Below are 17,824 nucleotides of genomic sequence, written 5' to 3' on the forward strand. Positions count from 1 at the left end.
AACCGAAGTTGATGCCAAACAGGTGAGAGCGCTCTCACGGGTCTGTGGCTACGCTGGCCCCGAAGCCCGCTCCCGGCCGGAAGGACCCCCCGCCGTGTCAGTCCCCCGCCCCACCCTGGAGGCCGTGGCCGCCCACGCCGGTGTCTCCCGCGCCACGGTGTCCCGGGTGGTCAACGGCGCGGTCGGCGTACGGGACGAGCTGGCCGCGCGGGTACGGGCGTCGGTGTCCGAGCTCGGCTACGTCCCCAACCAGGCGGCCCGCTCCCTGGTCACCCGGCGCCACGACGCGGTCGCCGTGGTGATCGCGGAGCCGGAGACCCGGGTGTTCAACGACCCGTTCTTCGCCAAGCAGCTGCGGGGCATCAGCAAGGAGCTCTCCGTGCACGACGCGCAGCTGGTGCTGCTGCTGGTCGAGGACACCCGCGACTACGAGCGGGTGGGCCGCTATCTGGCCGGCGGCCACACCGACGGCGCGCTGGTGTTCTCCCTGCACGACGCCGACCCGCTGCCGCAGATGACCCGCCGGCTCGGCGTCCCCACGGTGTTCGGCGGCCGTCCCGGCTGGGCGGGCGCGAAGGGCGACCGCCAGGTGCGGTACGTCGACTGCGACAACCGCGGCGGCGCCCGCGAGGCCGTACGGCATCTGCGGGGCCTCGGCCGGCGCCGGATCGCGCACATCTCGGGCCCCATGGACCAGACGGCGGCTCTCGACCGGCTCGACGGCTACCGCGACGTCCTGTTCGACGCCGACCCCGCGCTGATCGCCGAGGGCGACTTCAGCGCGGCGGGCGGCGAACGGGCCATGACCCGCCTGCTGGACCGGGCCCCCGATCTGGACGCGGTGTTCGCCGCGTCGGACCTCATGGCCTCCGGCGCCCTGCGCGCCCTGCGGGCGGCGGGCCGGCGGGTGCCGGAGGACGTGGCGGTGGTGGGGTTCGACGACATGGTGGAGGTCGCCGAATCCTGCGACCCTCCGCTGACGACGGTCCGCCAGGACATCGAGGAGATGGGCCGCCTGATGGTCCGCCTCCTCCTGGACCGCCCCCGTGCCTCTGCACCGGGCGTCCCGGCCGCGGCCTCGGTCATCACCCGTACGCGTTTCGTACGAAGGGCGTCGGCGTGATCCGCTTCAGGCTCCGTCCGCTGGACCGGATCGAGCCGTGGGGTGACGAGACGCCGAAGCTGCACTGGTTCGGGCTGAGCGACGGCTGGTACTGGCTGGAGGCCGGCAGCCACGAGCTGCTCCGGTACACGGGGCCGGACGATCCGCCGTACGTGGACTACTACGTCGCACGCCTCTGGGAGGACCTCCGCGAGATCCTCCCGACGGTGCTGGAGCCGGTCCCGGCGGATCTGGTGACCTTCATCGCCGACGATGTCCCTCCGTGGGGGGACGACGAGATCACCGACGCCGTGCTGGCGGCGTACTCGTGGCACGGGGAACACTGGCTCAACCTGGGCTATCTGAGCTCCGCCCCGCGGCTGCGTTTCTGGCGTACGACGGACGACGGCGACACGGTGACGCTGGACTGGCGGCGCTCTCCCGGATTCACCGGCCCGGCCACGGCACGTATCGCCGTCCCCACGGAGGACTTCCGGGCGGCCGTCCGGGAGTTCGACGACGCGTTCCTGGCGGCGATGGCGGAGCGGGTCCGCGAGGTGGTGGCGGCGGGTGGTGTCCCCGGGGTGGAGATCGACCTCGACCGGCTGCGGCGGGAACACCGGACGCGAGTGGCACCCGTACCGGAGCGGTCCGCTCGTACCGACTGGGAGCTGGTGCGGGCCGGGGTACGGGAGTTGCGTCAGAGGCGGGCGTAGTACGCGGTGACCGCCGGCTGGCCGGTGTAGTTCGGGCCCGTGGTGGGGTCCGCGCCCAGGGCGCGGAAGGGCAGGGTGACCGTGCGGGGGCCGTCCAGGGTCAGTCGGTGGTGGCGGGCCGTGTAGGCGAAGCCCGCGGAGCGGAGGGCCGCGAGGACGGGGCGGGCGGCGGGGCGGTCGTCGGGGAAGCGGACGGACGCCGGGTCGAAGTGGGCGGTGAGCAGGCCGCCGGGGCTGAGCCAGGCGGCGGCGCGGGTCAGGACGCCCAACGGGTCGGCGAGGTAGTGCAGCCCGTGCACGCACGTGATCAGGTCGTACGTCCGCACCGGACGCCAGTGTGCGACCGAGGCGGTGAGCAGTTCCACGGACGGCGGCACGGGCACGGGCGCGAGCGGGCCGACCAGGTCCACGCCGGTGAAGACGGCCGTGGCCGGAAGGCGAGCCGCCGCCTCCCGCAGGGCGCGGCCGTCGCCGCTGCACAGGTCCAGCCAGGCGGGGTCGGGCTTGGCGGCCAACGTCGCCGCTGGGTCGAGGCCCAGCTCGCGGGCGTAGCTGTTGACGCCGGTCAGCCCGCGTCCGCGGTTCATGGTGTTGTTGGCGACGACCGCGCGGGACTCGAGTTCGGTGGGGGTGAGCAGCCGGCGGACGGGGGTATCTGTCACGCCGTCGATTGTCACCCGTGCGCCCGTCCGGGCAGCGCCACCCGTGACGCAGAGCCGAACTGGGCTGAAGAGGTGATCAGTCCGCCGCCGGCACACCCTGCGCACGTGATGATCGTTGAGCCGGGCATGAGCGCACGAGCACGCGCGGCCACGGCCGCGGTCGACCAGTTGCCCGCCGATCCGGGACTGCTGGTGCTGGAGTACGAACTGGAGCGGGTCGCCCTGGGGGAGGCGGACGACGACGCGCTGGAGGCGTGGACGGTCACCGTGGTCCACCCGGGCAGCGACGAGGACGACGAGGACGCGGGCGGGATCGGCCGGCTGGAGCTGGTGCGGCTGTGCCAGGGCGGCGGGCACAGCCCGGCGCGGGCGGCGGACGACTTCGGTGACGCCGCGGCCCGGATCGCGGCCGTCGTCTTCGACGCGGCGAGCGGTCGGTACAGCGCGGCCTTCCGCTCCGCGGTCTCCTCGGCGGACGGCGATCTGCTGCTGGTGGGCGGTGTCGAGCTGGATCCGCTGTGGAAGGGCGCGGGTCTGGAGGCTGTCCTCGCGGCGGAGGCCATCGCCGTGCTCGGCCGGGGCTGCTGCGCGGTGGCGGTCACCGACGACGGGGTGGGCGACTGGACGGCGCTGGGCTTCACGGCGTTCCGCAAGGGGGTGTCGCTGCTGGATTTGGCGCGGGCCGGTGCGGCGGAGCTGCGGGCGGCCGGGCGGCGGAGGCTGGCGGAGCTCTCGGCGGCGTACGAGGGCTGAACCCCGGGCGCGGTGGCGGGTCGTCGCCGCGCCCTTCCGGTCCCGGCGCCTTCCGGATCGCCTGGGCCCGGGCCTCCGGCACCGTGTCCCACCTGCGGAAACCGTCGATGTCAGTGCCCTGCTCTACCTTCCTGGTATGACGACTTCGGCGATGACCTTGGCGTACCGGCGCGCGTCCGCGCTCGGATCCGGCCCGGACGGACGGCTGTTGGGGCTCGAGACCTCGGGCGGCTCCGGACCGCGCGGCGCGACGAGCAACCCGCGGTTCTTCGCCGGCTTCCTCACCCGGCCCCGGATAGCGGCGGCCGGCCTGCTCGCGGTGGCCGACGTGGCGGCGACGCGGTACTACCAGCCGGAGCGCCGGGGTTTCCTCGACCCGGTGGTGACGGGCAACGGGGACCGGCTGCGGTTCGAGTCGTTCTCCGCCTGCTGCGGGGTGCACGCTCGGCTCGACGTGCTCCAGGAGGGCCTGGACGGCGGCACGACGGAGCACGGCACGACGAACGTCGACGTCAACAACCCGCTGCGGGAGGCGCTGTCGCTGCTGGGCCCGGACGATCCGCTGCATCTGCGGGTCGGGCCCGACGAGATGGCCGTGACGACGCTCGACGGTCCGGTCGTCGAGAAGAAGGTGCCGCTGCCCGACCGCTGGGTGCGCGGCTTCGGCGAGACGCAGGTGCTGGCGTCCGCCTTCGACCTGCGGGCGGAGCTGAACGCCGCCCAGACGGCGCGCTTCCTGCGCTCGCTGTCCACCGGCACGTCCCGCGCCTCGGCCCCCGTGCGCTGGCTCGTCCCGGCGCCGGGCGGCGTGCTGCGGGCCACGTCCCGGGCCGTCCCCGGCGCGGTCTGCCTCGCCGGACCGGAGCGGCTGGGGACGCTGCGCCGGGTGCTGCGGCACGCGACGGGGCTGCGGGTGTACGGGCCGGGGGTGCGGGCCGGCAGTGAACCGGTCGCCTCCGCCTGGGAGATCACCCTGCCGGGGATGCGGCTGACGCTCACGCTCTCCCCCGCCGTGTCCCGCGGTTTCTCCGGCGAGGGGGCGGTGCTGGAGTCCCTGGCGGCCGAGTCCGCGGCGGAGGACGCCGATCTGCTGAGCGTGCTGCTGGCGTGGGAGCCGCGCGTGGACATCGCCGACCTCGCCGCGCGGGCGGGGCTGGACACCGCCCGGGTTCGGGCCGGTCTGACGCATCTGGGGACGTCGGGGCGGATCGGGTACGACGTGGCGGAGGCGGCGTACTACCACCGGGAGCTGCCGTTCGACACGAGCCGCGTGGAGCGCGCCAACCCGCGGCTGCGGGACGCGCGGGCGCTGGTGGCCGAGGGCGCGGTGCGGCTGGACGGGGCGACGGGGCTGGTCCGCTCGGGTGAGGTCACGTACCAGGTGCACGAGCGGGACGGGGAGCTGGGCTGCACGTGCCCGTGGTGGGCGAAGTACCGGGGCGGGCGCGGGCCGTGCAAGCACGCGCTGGCGGTGCGGCTGGTGCGCCGGGGTGAGGTCGCGGCGGTCGGGGAGGCTGTGCGGTGAGCGTGATCGCGCCCGGGGGCGGGCGGGGGCTGGTGGAGGCGGTGGCGGATCTGGGGAGGGTGTTCGTGGAGGCGGTCGTGACGGGGCTCAGGGCGGAGGACGTCGGGCCGGGGCGGACGGCCAGTACGCCGACGGCGCGGGAGTTCTTCCGCAAGCGGCTGCTGCGGGCGGTGCGGGCGGGGGCGCCGGCGGATGTCGTGGCTCAGCTGCGGCGGCTGGACGACGCGGGGCGCAAGGCCTGTGTGCCGGAGCTGAAGGAGCTGCGGGACAGGATGCGCGGTGGGGAGCGTTTGTGGACCCATGACGCGCAGACCGCGCGGCGGGCGCTGCGGATCGCCGGGTTCGGGTGCCTGACGGGTGCGGCGGCCGCGGTGGGCTGGCTGTCTTCCCGGGATCTGCGGACCTGGGGCCGGGTCGAGCCGGACCTGCTGCTGGACGCCGTCGAGCACCGGGATCCCGTCTGGCAGGCCGACGTGGCGCGGCGGCTGGCCGCGCGGACCGACGCGGACGACAACTTCGTACTGATCCACGGGCTGCTCGCGCGGTCGGGCGGGGAGCTGCCCGATTCGGAGGCTCTGGTCCTCGGCTGGCTGCGGACCGTGGCCAGGGGCGACTGGCGGCCGGCGGACTCGCTGCTGCGGAAGCTGCGGGAGGACCCGCTGACACCGCGGTTCCTGGTCCGCGCGGTGTCGGTGCCCGACGCCGCTGCCGTGTGGGCGCTGGACCAGGGTGACTTCCGCCCGTGGGGCGCGGCCATCCGCGCGCTCACGGACGAAGGGGTGGTGGATCGCGGGGAGTTGCTGGGCGCTGCGGTCGCCGCGCTGGTCAGGGGCGGCCGGCCGCAGGAGCTGCGGCCGACGCTGGCCCTGGTCCGGCTGCTGGAGCCCACGCCCTCGGAGTACCGGGAGCATGTGGCCGCGTGGGCGGCCCTCGTGGCTGACGCCCCGTCGCCGGTGGCCGGGTTCGCCCAGGAGCGGCTGGGGGAGCTGGCCCTCGCGGGCGAGCTCGACGCGGCCCGGCTGGCGGACGTGTCGGCGGCGGTGTTGTGCCGCCCGGAGAAGAAGCTGGTGCGGGGCCAGCTGAGCATGCTGGACAAGGCCCTGCGCCGCGCGCACACCGATGCGGGGGTCCTGCTGCCGTCCCTCGGCACGGCGTTCTCGCACGACGACACGGCGCTGGCCGAGCGTGCGGTGAAGCTGGTGGTGCGGGAGCTGAAGCACGCCGACGAAGCGGCCCGGGAGGAACTGGTCTCGTACGCGGAGGTGCTGCGTCCCGAGCTGCGGGCGCTGCTCGCCGGGCCGCTCGGGCTGGACGCCTCCGCGCCGGACGCGGGGGCGGAGGAGGACCTGTTGCCGGCGCCGCCGGTCGCGGAGCCGCTGGGCGCGGCTGCGGTCGAGCCCGCGGAGGTCGCGGCGGAGGTGGGCGCGGTGATGTCGTCAATGAAACCACCGGTCGCGGACCTCGAGCAGGCGCTGGACGCCCTGGTACGGGCAACCCACCGGGACCGGGCGGCGATGAGCACAGCGCTGGACCCACTGCTGCGCAGGCAGTGGTGGTCGAACGATCCGGAGGTGATGATCCGCTATGCGGAAGGCATCGGCATCGCCGTCTGGGCCGTCACCGGTGTGTTCACCCCGTCGTCCCTGACCACGGAGAGGGCCCACCGGGTAACATCGGAGAGTTCACACGCGACGCTGGACACGGTGTACCGGGCGCGCCTGTTCGAGGTCGCGCATGCGATCGTCCACAACCACCGGATCCCCTTCCTGCTGGCCACCCCGCAGACCCGGGACGGTTCGCTGGAGCCGGCAACGCTGATCGCGCGGCTGCACGCATACGCCGGGGCCGGTGTGACGCCGCTGCCGATCGACTTCGGTCAGGCGCTGCTGCGGGTGCGGGTGGCCGGTGCCGCGCCGGACGACATCACCGCGGCCCGGGCACTGGGTAGTGCCGAGGGAACCCGGCTCGCGGAGTGGCTCGTCTCCGGCGGCCTGCCGGAGAGGTCGCTCGAGTTGCGGACGGGGAAAGTCACGTACGGCTGGTACCAGGACGCCCCGGAGCTCACGATGCGCTGTTCGCTCGGGGAATCGCTCGCCCTCCAGCAGGACTTCCCGCCGGCGATCGCCCGGCTCGGGCGCCCCTACGACGGCCTCGCCAGCACCTCCGACTGGCACACCGAAAGGATGGACGCGGCGTCCGCCGTGCTGCCGCACCACCCCGAGGTCGTGGCGGCCTGGCGCCTGCTGTCCGTGGCTCAGTGCGCCGAGGTCGACCAGAAGGGCGCGGTGCAGGGTCTGGCGGACCTCGCCGCGGCGCCCGGCCTGCCGGGTCCGGTCGTGCATCTGGCCGTCGCCTTCGGGCTGGGTGCCCGTCAGGCCGAGGACCGGCTGGCGGCCGTCGACGCCCTGCTGGTGCTCGCCGCACGACAGGCCCTCGACCCGACGCAGCTCGGGGCGGATCTGGGCGAGCTCATACGCCACGGCGCCGTCAAGGTCACCCGTCTGACGGACGCCCTCACGCAGGCGGCGGCCACCGGGGTTCCGGGCGCGGTCTGGTCGGTGCTCGCGGCCCTGCTGCCGCCGGTGCTGGCGGCGGAGAAGCCGGTGAACGGGCTCGGGGGTCTGCTCGCCGTGGCCGCCGACTGCGCGGAGCGCTGCCGCCCAGGTGGTGCGGCGCTGGCCGGGCTGGACGCGTACGCGGACCGGGGCGGGAGCAGCGGGCTCGTCCGTCAGGCCAGGCGGCTGCGCACGGCGCTGGCGGTCACCGGCGGCTGAGACGAGCCTGCGCCCGGATCCGCGGGAGGGATCCGGGCGCAGGGCTCCTGCGAGCGCGTGCCGTCAGGCGTTGACGCCGTTACGCCGCCGGGTCGTCGTACCGCGTCGTGCCGGCGTCCAGCAGGGGCTCCTGCGACGTGCCCGAGGCCTTCGAGAGCCACCGCAGGGAGTGGAAGCCGGTGAGCACCAGGAGGGTGCCGAGGGCGATGCCGCTGAGCTCGAAGTTGTCGCTGATCTTCAGCGTCACGCCGCCGATGCCGACGATGACGCCGGCGGCGGCCGGGATCAGGTTGAGCGGCTGGCTGAAGTCGACCTTGTTGCGGACCCAGATCTGGGCGCCGAGCAGGCCGATCATGCCGTAGAGGATGACGGTGATGCCGCCGAGCACGCCGCCCGGGATGGCGACGACGAAGGCGCCGAACTTCGGGCAGAGGCCGAAGAGGAGCGCGAAGAGCGCGGCACAGGTGTAGGCGGCGGTCGAGTAGACCCGGGTCGCCGCCATGACGCCGATGTTCTCGGCGTACGTGGTGGTGGCCGGGCCGCCGGCGACGGTGGAGATCATGGTGGCGGCGCCGTCCGCGGCGATGGCCGTGCCCAGCTTGTCGTCGAGGGACTCGCCGGTCATCTCGCCGACCGCCTTGATGTGACCGGTGTTCTCGGCGACCAGGGCGATCAGGACGGGGAGGGCGACGACGATCGCCGACGCGCTGAAGGAGGGCGCGTGCATGTCGGGGAAGCCGATCCAGTCGGCGTTCTTGACCGGCGTCAGGTCGAGCCGCCAGTGGTCGACGACCTTTCCGCTGCCGTCCGCCGAGTGGATCTTCCCGAGGGAGAGGTCGAGGACCCAGGAGAGCACGTAACCGAAGACCAGGCCCAGGAAGATCGCGATACGCGACCAGAACCCGCGCAGGACGACGAGCGCGAGGCCGGTGAAGAGCATCGTGGCGAGCGCCACCCACTGGTCCTGCGGCCAGTACGTCCCGGCGGCGACCGGGGCGAGGTTGAAGCCGATCAGCATGACGACGGCGCCCGTGACCGCCGGCGGCAGCACCGCGTGGATGACCTTCGCGCCCAGCCGCTGGACCACGACACCGACCACGGCCAGCGCCAGGCCCACCACGAACAGCGCGCCGGTGAGCTGCGCCGGCCCGCCGCCCTGGCTGCCGATGACCGCCGCGACACCGACGAAGGAGAGCGACGACCCCAGATAGCTGGGGATCCGGCCGCGGGTGATGACCAGGAACAGCAGGGTCGCGACACCGGAGGCCATGAGGCCCAGACTCGGATCGAGCCCCATCAGCACCGGGGCGACGAAGCAGGCACCGATCATCGAGACGACGTGCTGCGCGCCGAGCCCGATCGTGCGGGGCCAGCTGAGCCGCTCGTCGGGCTTGACGACCTCCCCCGGTCTCAGCTGCCGGCCATCTCCGTGCAGCTTCCACCCAAAACCTGACATAAAACACTCTCCGTTCGTGTACTTGCCGAACGGAAAGTACAAGATCAGCGGTCGGTTCCACGCACCGCCCCGGCACCGGACCACCCGGACCGCCATCCACCTGACCTGGCCCGTTCACCTCGGGCCCACCGGGTTGCGCGTCCGCAATGATACGAGGCGCGGCGGCCGGCCCACCGCCGCGCCCGCATCACGGACGGCTCAGCTGTGCACGCGGACCACCCGCAGCCCGGGTGAGCGCCGGATGTCCTTCTCGCAGAAGCGGGAGGTGACCCAGCGGCCCGCCGAGTACAGCTGGGTCTGGTCGCTGACGTGCGCGGACGCCGGGTTCGACGACTGCGAGTACGTCAGCAGCGTGCGGGCGACGGGGCAGCGCGTGCTGTCCCAGCCCACCGCCTGGATGTAGCTCGAGCCCGTCGTCACCTCCGTGTAGCCGCCCTCCCCCGGCGTCCAGCTGCCCTCCGTCTTGTTCCACACCCCGAGCCCCTCGGTCCCGCCCGGCACGGGAATCCGCCGCCCGTCCCGTACGACGAACTGGTGCTCCCCCAGCGGCGCGTCGAGCGCGATCCCGGCCCCGTCGAGCTCCGCGACGGCCTCGGCGAGCGCCCGCGCCACCCCCGGCGCCGCGGCGTTGAGCCCACGCGGCGTACGGACCGGATCGGCGGCATCGAACGGCACCGTCCACAGCGAGGCGCCCAGCCCCACCGCCCGCCGCCAGAACCGGTCGAAGAGCAGCGCCCCCCGACTCCCCGGCAGCGCGGTGCGATCCCACGCCGCGAGCACCGGACACGCCCGCGACACGTCGACCGAACGCCCGTCGCCCGTGGTCGCCGTCCCTCCGGGCAGCGCAGCGCACGCCAAGGCCAGGTCACCGGCGACGAGAGCACCCGCCGGCACCCGATTACCGGTCACGAACTGCTGACGCTGCAGATCAGCGACCCGCAGCCCGCCCCCGGAAGCCATCGCCGCCACGTCCTCCAGCCCACCGCGGGTGCGCAGCGACCGCGCCGTCCCGTAGTCACCGAAGACCCGCCCGTACCCGGAGAGCGGCCGCTCGGCGTTGGCCAGCCAAGCACTGTCATTCGAATTGACCGCGTACGGCGCATCCGTCAGCGAAGGCATCCGCGACGGCCCGAGGATCCCCGGCTGCACAGCGTCCGGATCGCTGCCCAGACCGCAGTCGGAGCGGGCGCCGTCGAGAACCGCCAGCCCCGAGGTGGGGTACACCGCGCGCCCGAGCGGGGTGGAGCAGCGCGCGACGAGGTCGTCGGTGATCCGGGGCAGCACCTGGGACTGGGTGAAGAGCGTGTGCCCGTACCGGTCCGCGGCGATCGTGTTCACCCACGGCAGCCCCTGCGTGCGGCGCAGCACGTCGCGCATCCCGGCGACGCTGCGGGCGCGGCTGAAGCCGAGGCCGGTGTCGGAGGCGCGGAGGTTGACGGCGTTGGGGTCGTTGAGGGCGTACGCGGTCGTGGCCGTCCAGGGCAGCGGGAGCTGGCGGCCGAAGGCGGTGACGACGGGGCCGTACCGGGTCCACCACTGGCTGCGGGTGACGGGCGGGCCGTCCTTGACCTCGACGGTCACCGTGCGTTCGGTCATCCGTTCGGGCTTGCCGTCGACGAGGTAGACGGTGGGGTCGGCGGGGTCGAGGGTCAGCTGGTGGAGGTTGGCCGGGACGCCGGTGGCGACGGTGTGGCTCCAGGCGATGTCGGCGTTGTGGCCGATGGAGATGCTGACGGAGCCGAGGAGGGAGCCGCCGGCGGCGTCGAGCTTGCCGGGGATGGTCTGCTGCGACTGCCAGAAGCGGCGCCCGCCCTGCCAGGGATAGTGCGGGTTGCCGAGGAGCAGTCCGCGGCCGTCGGCGGTGGTGGCGCCGCTGAACGCGACGGCGTTGGAGCCCATGTCCGGGTCGAGCAGGCCTCGAGCAGCCGAGGCGAGGGCGGAAGGGGCGGGCGCGGTACCGACAGCGGCGGGCCGGGCCGCCGTGATCCCGTCCACGTTCGCCCCCTGCCCGCCGAGGACGGCGAGCGCGTAGGCCCGCGTCACCACATCCGTCTCCGTCACCGGCCGCACCCAGGGAGCCCCCGCGCACGCGGGATCGGTGACCGTGTTCTGCGCCAGCCAGGCGTTGTAGCCGGCCGCCCAGCCCCGCGTCATCTCCCGCACCTCGCGGCTCGGCCCCGCCGGAGCCTTCTGCTCGTACAGCCGCTGCGGGGTCCCCGCCTCGCGTATGCCGCGGAAGTACAGGTCACCGGCCAGATTGGTGGACGCCGACGACAGCGCGCTGTCCGGCGGTCCGTCCGGCCCGAAGTACCGGGAGCGCTCCCCGCGCAGGGTGACGAAGGTGTCGGCGAGGTTGCAGATCTGGTCGGCGGCCTGCGCCCAGCCGTTGCCGAACCCCAGGTCGGCCCAGTCGCGGGCGGTGATGTGCGGGATGCCGTACTCGGTGTAGCGGATGACGGCCGAGTACCGGCCGTGGCTCGGGTGCGCCGAGGGGGCGGCCGCCGCGGGCGGGAGGCCGAAGACGGCGGTGAGCAGGGCGAGTGCGAGCGGGAGGAGCCGTCGTGTGCGGCGTCTCATCGGGCCTCCGACCGGACCGTTGGGTGCGGGTGTCGACGGTGAAGATCAGCAGATGCGGCCGGGCCCGTCAATGGTTCGCGCAGAGGTACGCCGTGCTGCGCCCGCGCGGTACATGAGGGAGGCTGGACGCGTACGCGGCGCCCGGCTGCCGTCGGACGCCCGAGGGCGACGTGCGAGCCGAGGAGGACGTTCATGCCCATCGCCACCGTCAATCCCGCCACCGGGGAGACACTGCGCACCTTCGATCCGCTGGACGCGGCGGGGATCGAGCGGCGCCTGGCCCTCGCGGACGCCGCGTTCCGGGGCTGGCGCACCACCGCGTTCGCCGAGCGGGCGCGGCTGCTGAACGCGGCGGCGGATCTGCTCGAGGCGGACCGGAAGGACATCGCCCGGACGATGACCACGGAGATGGGCAAGCCGATCGCGGCCGCGAACGCGGAGGCGGCGAAGTGCGCGAAGGCCATGCGCTGGTACGCCGCCCACGCCGAGGAACTCCTCGCCGACGAGCATCCGGACCGGTCCGACGTGACCGACGCCGGGGCCTCGCGGGCGTACGTCCGCTACCGGCCGCTGGGCCCGGTGCTGGCCGTGATGCCGTGGAACTTCCCCCTCTGGCAGGTCGTACGCTTCGCCGCCCCCGCGCTGATGGCCGGCAACGTGGGCCTGCTCAAGCACGCGTCGAACGTACCGCAGACGGCCCTGTACCTCGAGGAGCTGTTCACCCGCGCCGGCTACCCGCAGGGCTGCTTCCAGACGCTGCTCGTCGGCTCCGGCGCGGTGGAGGGCATCCTGCGCGACGACCGGGTGGCCGCCGCCACGCTGACCGGCAGCGAACCGGCCGGGCGCTCGGTCGCCTCGATCGCCGGCGACGAGGTCAAGAAGACGGTGCTGGAGCTGGGCGGCAGCGACCCGTACCTCGTGCTGCCCAGCGCGGACATCGAGGCGGCGGCGAAGACCGCGGTGACGGCGCGGACGCAGAACAACGGGCAGTCGTGCATCGCCGCCAAGCGTTTCATCGTGCACACGGACGTCTACGAGGCGTTCCGCGACGCCTTCGTCGCCGGAATGACGGCGCTGACGGTGGGCGACCCGATGGAGGAGTCCACGCAGGTCGGCCCGCTCTCCAGCGAGCAGGGCCGCACGGACCTGGAGGAGCTGGTCGACGACGCGGTGGAGCACGGCGCGGCGGTGCTGTGCGGCGGCGGCCGGCCCGCGGGCCGGCCGCAGGGCTGGTTCTACGAGCCGACGGTGCTCGCCGGGATCACTCCGGGGATGCGGATCCACCGGGAGGAGGCGTTCGGCCCGGTCGCCACCCTGTACCGGGTCGCGAACCTCGACGAGGGCATCGAGCTGGCCAACGACACCCCGTTCGGCCTGAGTTCGAACGTCTGGACGCGGGACGACGCCGAGATCGAGACCTGTGTACGGGACATCCGGGCGGGCGGTGTCTTCTTCAACGGCATGACGGCCTCCCACCCGGCCCTGCCGTTCGGCGGCGTCAGGCGTTCGGGCTACGGGCGGGAGCTGTCGGGCCACGGCATCCGTGAGTTCTGCAACCCGACCACGGTCTGGCAGGCGTAAGAAGCCTCACCGCGCCGCCCGCTCCGCCAGTGTCGACTGCCATACGGGAGCGGGCGTCGCCTCCTCGGGGGCGAGCTGCTCCCGGCGGCCGCCGCGGGCGAAGAAGTCGGCGAGCGGCAGGAGCGCGGCGCCGACCGTGACGGCGTCGGGGCCCAGCGTGCCCAGGCTGAGCTGGACGTGGCCGGCGGGATACACCAGGGAGTAGGCGGTGGCGTACTTCCGTACGGCGTCCAGGAAGCGGTCGCCGAGGAGCAGTCCGGCCCAGCCCCCGACGAGGATGCGCTCGGGCTGGAAGAGGTTGATGAGGTCGGAGAAGCCCGCCCCGACGTACTCCGCGGTCTCCTCCAGCACCGCCAGGGCCACCGGGTCGGGGTCCGGCGTCGTCCCGTCCGCGCCCGGGACGGGGTGGGCGGCGGCCAGCATCGCGGTCAGCGCGCTCTCCTCGTCACCGGCGGCGGGCGCCCGGCCACCGGCCTCCGCCCAGCGTTCGACGAGGGCCCCGGCCCCCGCGTACGCCTCCAGACAGCCGCGGGCGCCGCAGCGGCACCGGCGTCCCCGTACCCGTACCGTCAGATGCCCCCACTCCAGGCCCCGCCCGCGCCGGGTGTCGTCCACGACGCAGGCGCCGGAGCCGGAGCCCAGCAGCACCACGATGGCCGTACGGGCGCCGCGGCCCGCGCCGAACCACATCTCCGCCTGGCCGAGGGTCTTGGCGCCGTTGTCGATGAAGCAGGGCACCGACGCGGGCAGGTGCCAGGAGTCGCGCAGCAGCCGCTCGAGGCGTACGGCGTCCCAGCCGATGGTCTGCCCGTGTACCACGGCGCCCTCCTGGGGCGTCCGGACGACGATGCCGGGCACGCCGATGCCCACGCCGAGCAGCGCCTCCGTCGGGATGCCGGTGCGGTCCATGACCTCGGCGATGCCCTCGCGCACATGGCCGACGACCACGTCGATCTCGTAGCGGCCGGGTCCCTCGGCGGCCAGCGGGCGCTCCACCCGGCCGAACTCGGTGAGGGCCAGGTCGAAGAGCTCGATGCGGATCCGGGTCTCGCCGATGTCCACGCCGATCAGATAGCCGCTGTGCGGGCTGATACGCAGCAGGGTGCGCGGCCGCCCGCCGGCGGAGTCCACGCTGCCGGCCTCCTCCACGAGCCCCTCGGCGATCAGCTCGGCGACGACGTTGCTGATGGAGCCGGAGCTCAGTCCGGTGGCGGGGCCCAGCGCGTAGCGGCTGAGGGGACCGTCGACGTACAACCGCTCCAGCACCGTGGTGCGGTTCTCCCGCCGCAGGTCACGCACCGTACGACTGACTCGCGCAGCCACGCTGCCCCCTCACCTTGAAATATTTGTTGTCAAACATACATCTGCATGACCCCTTGACGGGACCTTCGACCACCGCTTAAGTCACGGTATAAATTAAGCCATGGGGCTCAGGGCCGGCCGCCCTGTCCACCACATGGCGCTCCCCCGTCGAAGGGCCCTGGAGCCATGCAGACAATCAGAGCCGTGACCGCCGGTGTCGCCGCCCTCACCCTCGCTCTCACGGCGGCCGCCTGTGGGGGCGGCTCCACTGGGGACGACGGCGGCTCCAACAAGTCGCCGAAGACCCTCACGTACTGGGCCTCCAACCAGGGCGCGAGCATCGCGATCGACAAGAAGGTCCTGCAGCCGGAGCTCGACAAGTTCGAGAAGCAGACCGGCATCAAGGTCAAGGTCGAGGTGGTCCCCTGGTCGGATCTGCTCAACCGGATCCTCACCGCCACCACCTCCGGCCAGGGCCCCGACGTCCTCAACATCGGCAACACCTGGTCGGCGTCGCTGCAGGCCACGGGCGGGCTGCTGGCGTGGGACGACAAGCAATTCGGCAAGATCGGCGGCAAGGACCGCTTCGTCGAGTCCGCCCTCGGCTCCACCGGCGTCCAGGGCCAGGACCCCGCGGCCGTACCGCTGTACTCGATGGCGTACGCGCTCTACTACAACAAGAAGATCTTCGCCGACGCCGGGATCGCGAAGCCCCCGGCCACCTGGGACGAGCTGGTGGCCGACGGCAAGAAGATCCAGGCCAAGGGCAAGCAGGTCCTGGGCGCCGAGGGCGCCAACGTGTCGGAGAACATCCACCACGTCTTCGTCTTCGGCAAGCAGCACGGCGCCGCCTTCTTCACGCCCGACGGCAAGCCCGACTTCACCTCCGACAACGCGGTCGCGGCGGTGAAGCAGTACGTGGACCTGATGGCCAAGGACAAGGTCATCCCGCAGGGCAACGCCGAGTACGCGCAGAACCAGTCCGTCAGCGACTTCGCCACCGGCAAGACGGCCATGCTGCTGTGGCAGTCCGCCTCGGCGAACCTGAAGTCCCAGGGCATGGCCGAGTCCGACTACGGCATCGCCCCCGTCCCGGTGCAGTCCGGCACGCCCGGCACCGACACCCAGACCAACTCGATGGTCGCCGGCATCAACATGGCCGTCTTCAAGAACACCGATAACCTCGACGGCGCGACGCAGTTCGTGAAGTTCATGACCAGCGACGAGGAACAGAAGATCCTCAACACCGCCTACAGCTCCATCCCGCCGGTCAAGGCCGCGCAGGAGGACGCCGCGTTCAACACGCCGGCCAACGCCGTCCTGAAGAACACCCTGGCCACCAGCGCCGCGGCGCTTCCGCAGGTCGCCGCCGAATCGCAGTACGAGACCGTGGTCGGCACAGCGGTCAAGGAGCTGTTCGCCGACGCGGCGGCCGGACGTCCGGTGACCGACGACTCCGTGAAGGCGGCGCTGGAGAAGGCGCAGCAGCAGATGCCGGCGAAGTGAGCGCGATGACCACCACGACCACCGTCAAGGTGGCCGGGCACCAGGAGCCCTCCGGGACGGCGAGCGGGAGCAGCCGCCGCCGTCCCGGGCGGCTCCGCCGTATCGGCCTGCCGTATCTGCTGCTCCTGCCCGCCCTGTTCTTCGAACTCCTCGTCCATCTGGTGCCGATGATCATCGGCATCGTGATGAGCTTCAAGGAGCTCACGCAGTTCTACATCCGCGACTGGGGGGCCGCCCCCTGGGCCGGTCTGGACAACTACAAGGTGTCGGTGGACATCGACGCCCCGGTGGGCGAGGCGCTGCTGCACTCGTTCTTCGTCACCGTCGGCTTCACCCTGCTGTCCGTCGGCCTGTGCTGGCTGATCGGCACCACCGCCGCGGTCTTCATGCAGGACGCCTTCCGCGGCCGCGGCCTGCTGCGGGCGCTGTTCCTGGTGCCGTACGCCCTGCCGGTGTACGCGGCCGTCATCACCTGGGTGTTCATGTTCCAGCACGACAACGGCCTGGTGAACCACGTCCTGTACGACCAGCTGCACCTCACCGACAAGCCGTCGTTCTGGCTCATCGGCGACAACAGCTTCTATGCCCTGCTCACGGTGTCGGTGTGGAAGGGCTGGCCGTTCGCCTTCCTCATCGTGATGGCGGGACTGCAGAACATCCCGAACGACCTGTACGAGGCGGCCGCCCTCGACGGCGCCGGAATGTGGCAGCAGCTGCGCCGCATCACCCTGCCGTCGCTGCGCCCGGTCAACCAGGTACTGATCCTGGTCCTCTTCCTGTGGACGTTCAACGACTTCAACACGCCCTACGTCCTGTTCGGCAAGTCCGCCCCGGAAGCCGCGGACCTCATATCCGTCCATATCTACCAGGCGTCCTTCGTCACCTGGAACTTCGGCACGGGGGCGGCGATGTCGGTCCTGCTGCTGCTGTTCCTGCTGGTCGTGACGGGCGTGTACCTGGCCGTCACCTCACGCGGACGGAAGGCCTCTCATGCCGCGTAAACCCGCGTCCCCCATGGCCGCGCCACGCTCGTTCCTGTGGTCCCGGCGGATCTTCCTCACCGTACTCACCGGCTTCGTCCTGCTGCCGGTGTACGTCATGCTCACCAGCTCCCTCAAACCCCTCGCGGACGTCACCCAGAGCTTCCGCTGGCTGCCGAGCGAGCTGACGATACGCCCGTACATAGACATCTGGTCCACCGTCCCGCTCGCCGACTACTTCGTGAACTCGCTGATCGTCGCGGGCGCGGCCACGGTGTGCTCGGTGGTGATCGCGGTCTTCGCGGCGTACGCGGTGAGCCGCTACACCTTCCGCGGCAAGCGGGTCTTCACGGTGACGGTGCTGTCGACGCAGATGTTCCCCGGCATCCTCTTCCTGCTCCCCCTGTTCCTCATCTACGTCAGCATCGGCAACTCCACCGGCATCGCCCTCTTCGGCTCGCGCGGCGGGCTGATCCTCACCTATCTGACCTTCTCGCTGCCGTTCTCGATCTGGATGCTCATCGGGTACTTCGACTCGGTGCCCAAGGATCTCGACGAGGCGGCGCTGGTCGACGGCTGCGGACCGCTCGGCGCCCTGTTCCGGGTCATCGTGCCGGCGGCGATCCCCGGCATCGTCGCCGTCGCCGTGTACGCCTTCATGACCGCCTGGGGCGAAGTGCTCTTCGCCTCCGTCATGACCAACGAGACCACCCGCACCCTCGCCGTCGGTCTGCAGGGCTACTCCACCCTCAACGACGTGTACTGGAACCAGATCATGGCCGCCTCCCTCGTCGTCAGCGTCCCCGTGGTCGCCGGCTTCCTGCTCCTGCAGCGCTACCTCGTCGCCGGTCTCACGGCCGGCGCGGTCAAGTAGCCCCACCCCTCGCACC

Annotated in this window: 13 protein-coding genes; 9 read left to right on the forward strand and 4 right to left on the reverse strand. The window is 72.6% G+C overall.

Annotation, left to right across the window (positions count from 1 at the left end; translation table 11 throughout):
• The first annotated feature begins 94 nt into the window (after positions 1-94).
• Both SRB5_RS02250 and SRB5_RS02255 read left to right on the forward strand, forming a co-directional pair.
• A complete protein-coding gene (locus SRB5_RS02250; protein WP_323376819.1) occupies positions 95-1,123 on the forward strand; it encodes a LacI family DNA-binding transcriptional regulator in 1,029 nt (342 codons plus the stop codon).
• Positions 1,120-1,818: a DUF5984 family protein gene (locus SRB5_RS02255; protein ID WP_153449645.1), complete on the forward strand. Its 699-nt coding sequence runs from the start codon at positions 1,120-1,122 to the stop codon at positions 1,816-1,818. The genes SRB5_RS02250 and SRB5_RS02255 overlap by 4 nt, the downstream gene beginning before the upstream one ends.
• Here SRB5_RS02255 and SRB5_RS02260 read toward each other — a convergent pair.
• Positions 1,803-2,480, reverse strand: coding sequence for a class I SAM-dependent methyltransferase (locus tag SRB5_RS02260; RefSeq protein WP_323376821.1), 678 nt, complete (start codon positions 2,478-2,480; stop codon positions 1,803-1,805). The genes SRB5_RS02255 and SRB5_RS02260 overlap by 16 nt on opposite strands.
• Before the next feature lie 126 nt (positions 2,481-2,606).
• On the opposite strand from SRB5_RS02260, the gene SRB5_RS02265 reads away from it, so the two are divergent.
• From SRB5_RS02265 to SRB5_RS02275, 3 genes are all read left to right on the forward strand, one after another.
• Positions 2,607-3,233 carry a hypothetical protein gene (locus SRB5_RS02265; protein ID WP_153449646.1) on the forward strand — a complete coding sequence of 209 codons (627 nt, stop codon included), beginning with the start codon at positions 2,607-2,609 and terminating at the stop codon, positions 3,231-3,233.
• Between the two features lie 136 nt (positions 3,234-3,369).
• Positions 3,370-4,758: an SWIM zinc finger family protein gene (locus SRB5_RS02270; protein WP_153449647.1), complete on the forward strand. Its 1,389-nt coding sequence runs from the start codon at positions 3,370-3,372 to the stop codon at positions 4,756-4,758.
• The gene (locus tag SRB5_RS02275; RefSeq protein ID WP_153449648.1) at positions 4,755-7,532 is read left to right on the forward strand and encodes a DUF7825 domain-containing protein; all 2,778 of its coding nucleotides are present in this window, start codon (positions 4,755-4,757) and stop codon (positions 7,530-7,532) included. The genes SRB5_RS02270 and SRB5_RS02275 overlap by 4 nt, the downstream gene beginning before the upstream one ends.
• Positions 7,533-7,611: 79 nt before the next feature.
• Here the strand turns inward: SRB5_RS02275 and SRB5_RS02280 are convergent, their stop codons facing one another.
• The gene (locus tag SRB5_RS02280; RefSeq protein ID WP_153449649.1) at positions 7,612-8,988 is read right to left on the reverse strand and encodes a uracil-xanthine permease family protein; all 1,377 of its coding nucleotides are present in this window, start codon (positions 8,986-8,988) and stop codon (positions 7,612-7,614) included.
• A 198-nt stretch (positions 8,989-9,186) separates the two neighbouring features.
• Complete coding sequence (locus SRB5_RS02285; protein WP_153449650.1) at positions 9,187-11,565, reverse strand: penicillin acylase family protein; 2,379 nt, start codon at positions 11,563-11,565, stop codon at positions 9,187-9,189.
• 192 nt (positions 11,566-11,757) lie between these two features.
• On the opposite strand from SRB5_RS02285, the gene SRB5_RS02290 reads away from it, so the two are divergent.
• Complete coding sequence (locus SRB5_RS02290; RefSeq protein WP_153449651.1) at positions 11,758-13,146, forward strand: NADP-dependent succinic semialdehyde dehydrogenase; 1,389 nt, start codon at positions 11,758-11,760, stop codon at positions 13,144-13,146.
• A 6-nt stretch (positions 13,147-13,152) separates the two neighbouring features.
• Here the strand turns inward: SRB5_RS02290 and SRB5_RS02295 are convergent, their stop codons facing one another.
• A complete protein-coding gene (locus SRB5_RS02295) occupies positions 13,153-14,469 on the reverse strand; it encodes an ROK family transcriptional regulator (RefSeq protein WP_323376826.1) in 1,317 nt (438 codons plus the stop codon).
• Between the two features lie 165 nt (positions 14,470-14,634).
• On the opposite strand from SRB5_RS02295, the gene SRB5_RS02300 reads away from it, so the two are divergent.
• Genes SRB5_RS02300 through SRB5_RS02310 form a run of 3 tightly spaced genes read left to right on the forward strand, consistent with a single transcriptional unit; the run spans position 14,635 to position 17,808 of the window.
• Positions 14,635-15,954 carry an ABC transporter substrate-binding protein gene (locus tag SRB5_RS02300; protein WP_153449652.1) on the forward strand — a complete coding sequence of 440 codons (1,320 nt, stop codon included), beginning with the start codon at positions 14,635-14,637 and terminating at the stop codon, positions 15,952-15,954.
• Positions 15,955-15,959: 5 nt separating this feature from the next.
• Positions 15,960-16,955: a carbohydrate ABC transporter permease gene (locus SRB5_RS02305; RefSeq protein WP_153449653.1), complete on the forward strand. Its 996-nt coding sequence runs from the start codon at positions 15,960-15,962 to the stop codon at positions 16,953-16,955.
• A gap of 13 nt (positions 16,956-16,968) precedes the next feature.
• A complete protein-coding gene (locus SRB5_RS02310) occupies positions 16,969-17,808 on the forward strand; it encodes a carbohydrate ABC transporter permease (RefSeq protein ID WP_153449654.1) in 840 nt (279 codons plus the stop codon).
• The last annotated feature ends 16 nt before the right edge of the window (positions 17,809-17,824 follow it).

This window comes from Streptomyces smaragdinus, assembly GCF_009604385.1.
GTDB lineage: Bacteria > Actinomycetota > Actinomycetes > Streptomycetales > Streptomycetaceae > Streptomyces > Streptomyces smaragdinus.

Excerpts from the sequence above, each read along its gene's own strand:
- SRB5_RS02265 (WP_153449646.1), top strand. The coding sequence starts at position 2,607 with ATGAGCGCACGAGCACGCGCGGCCACGGCCGCGGTCGACCAGTTGCCC.
- SRB5_RS02280 (WP_153449649.1), bottom strand. The coding sequence starts at position 8,988 with ATGTCAGGTTTTGGGTGGAAGCTGCACGGAGATGGCCGGCAGCTGAGA.
- SRB5_RS02300 (WP_153449652.1), top strand. The coding sequence starts at position 14,635 with ATGCAGACAATCAGAGCCGTGACCGCCGGTGTCGCCGCCCTCACCCTC.
- SRB5_RS02290 (WP_153449651.1), top strand. The coding sequence starts at position 11,758 with ATGCCCATCGCCACCGTCAATCCCGCCACCGGGGAGACACTGCGCACC.
- SRB5_RS02270 (WP_153449647.1), top strand. The coding sequence starts at position 3,370 with ATGACGACTTCGGCGATGACCTTGGCGTACCGGCGCGCGTCCGCGCTC.
- SRB5_RS02310 (WP_153449654.1), top strand. The coding sequence starts at position 16,969 with ATGGCCGCGCCACGCTCGTTCCTGTGGTCCCGGCGGATCTTCCTCACC.
- SRB5_RS02305 (WP_153449653.1), top strand. The coding sequence starts at position 15,960 with ATGACCACCACGACCACCGTCAAGGTGGCCGGGCACCAGGAGCCCTCC.
- SRB5_RS02285 (WP_153449650.1), bottom strand. The coding sequence starts at position 11,565 with ATGAGACGCCGCACACGACGGCTCCTCCCGCTCGCACTCGCCCTGCTC.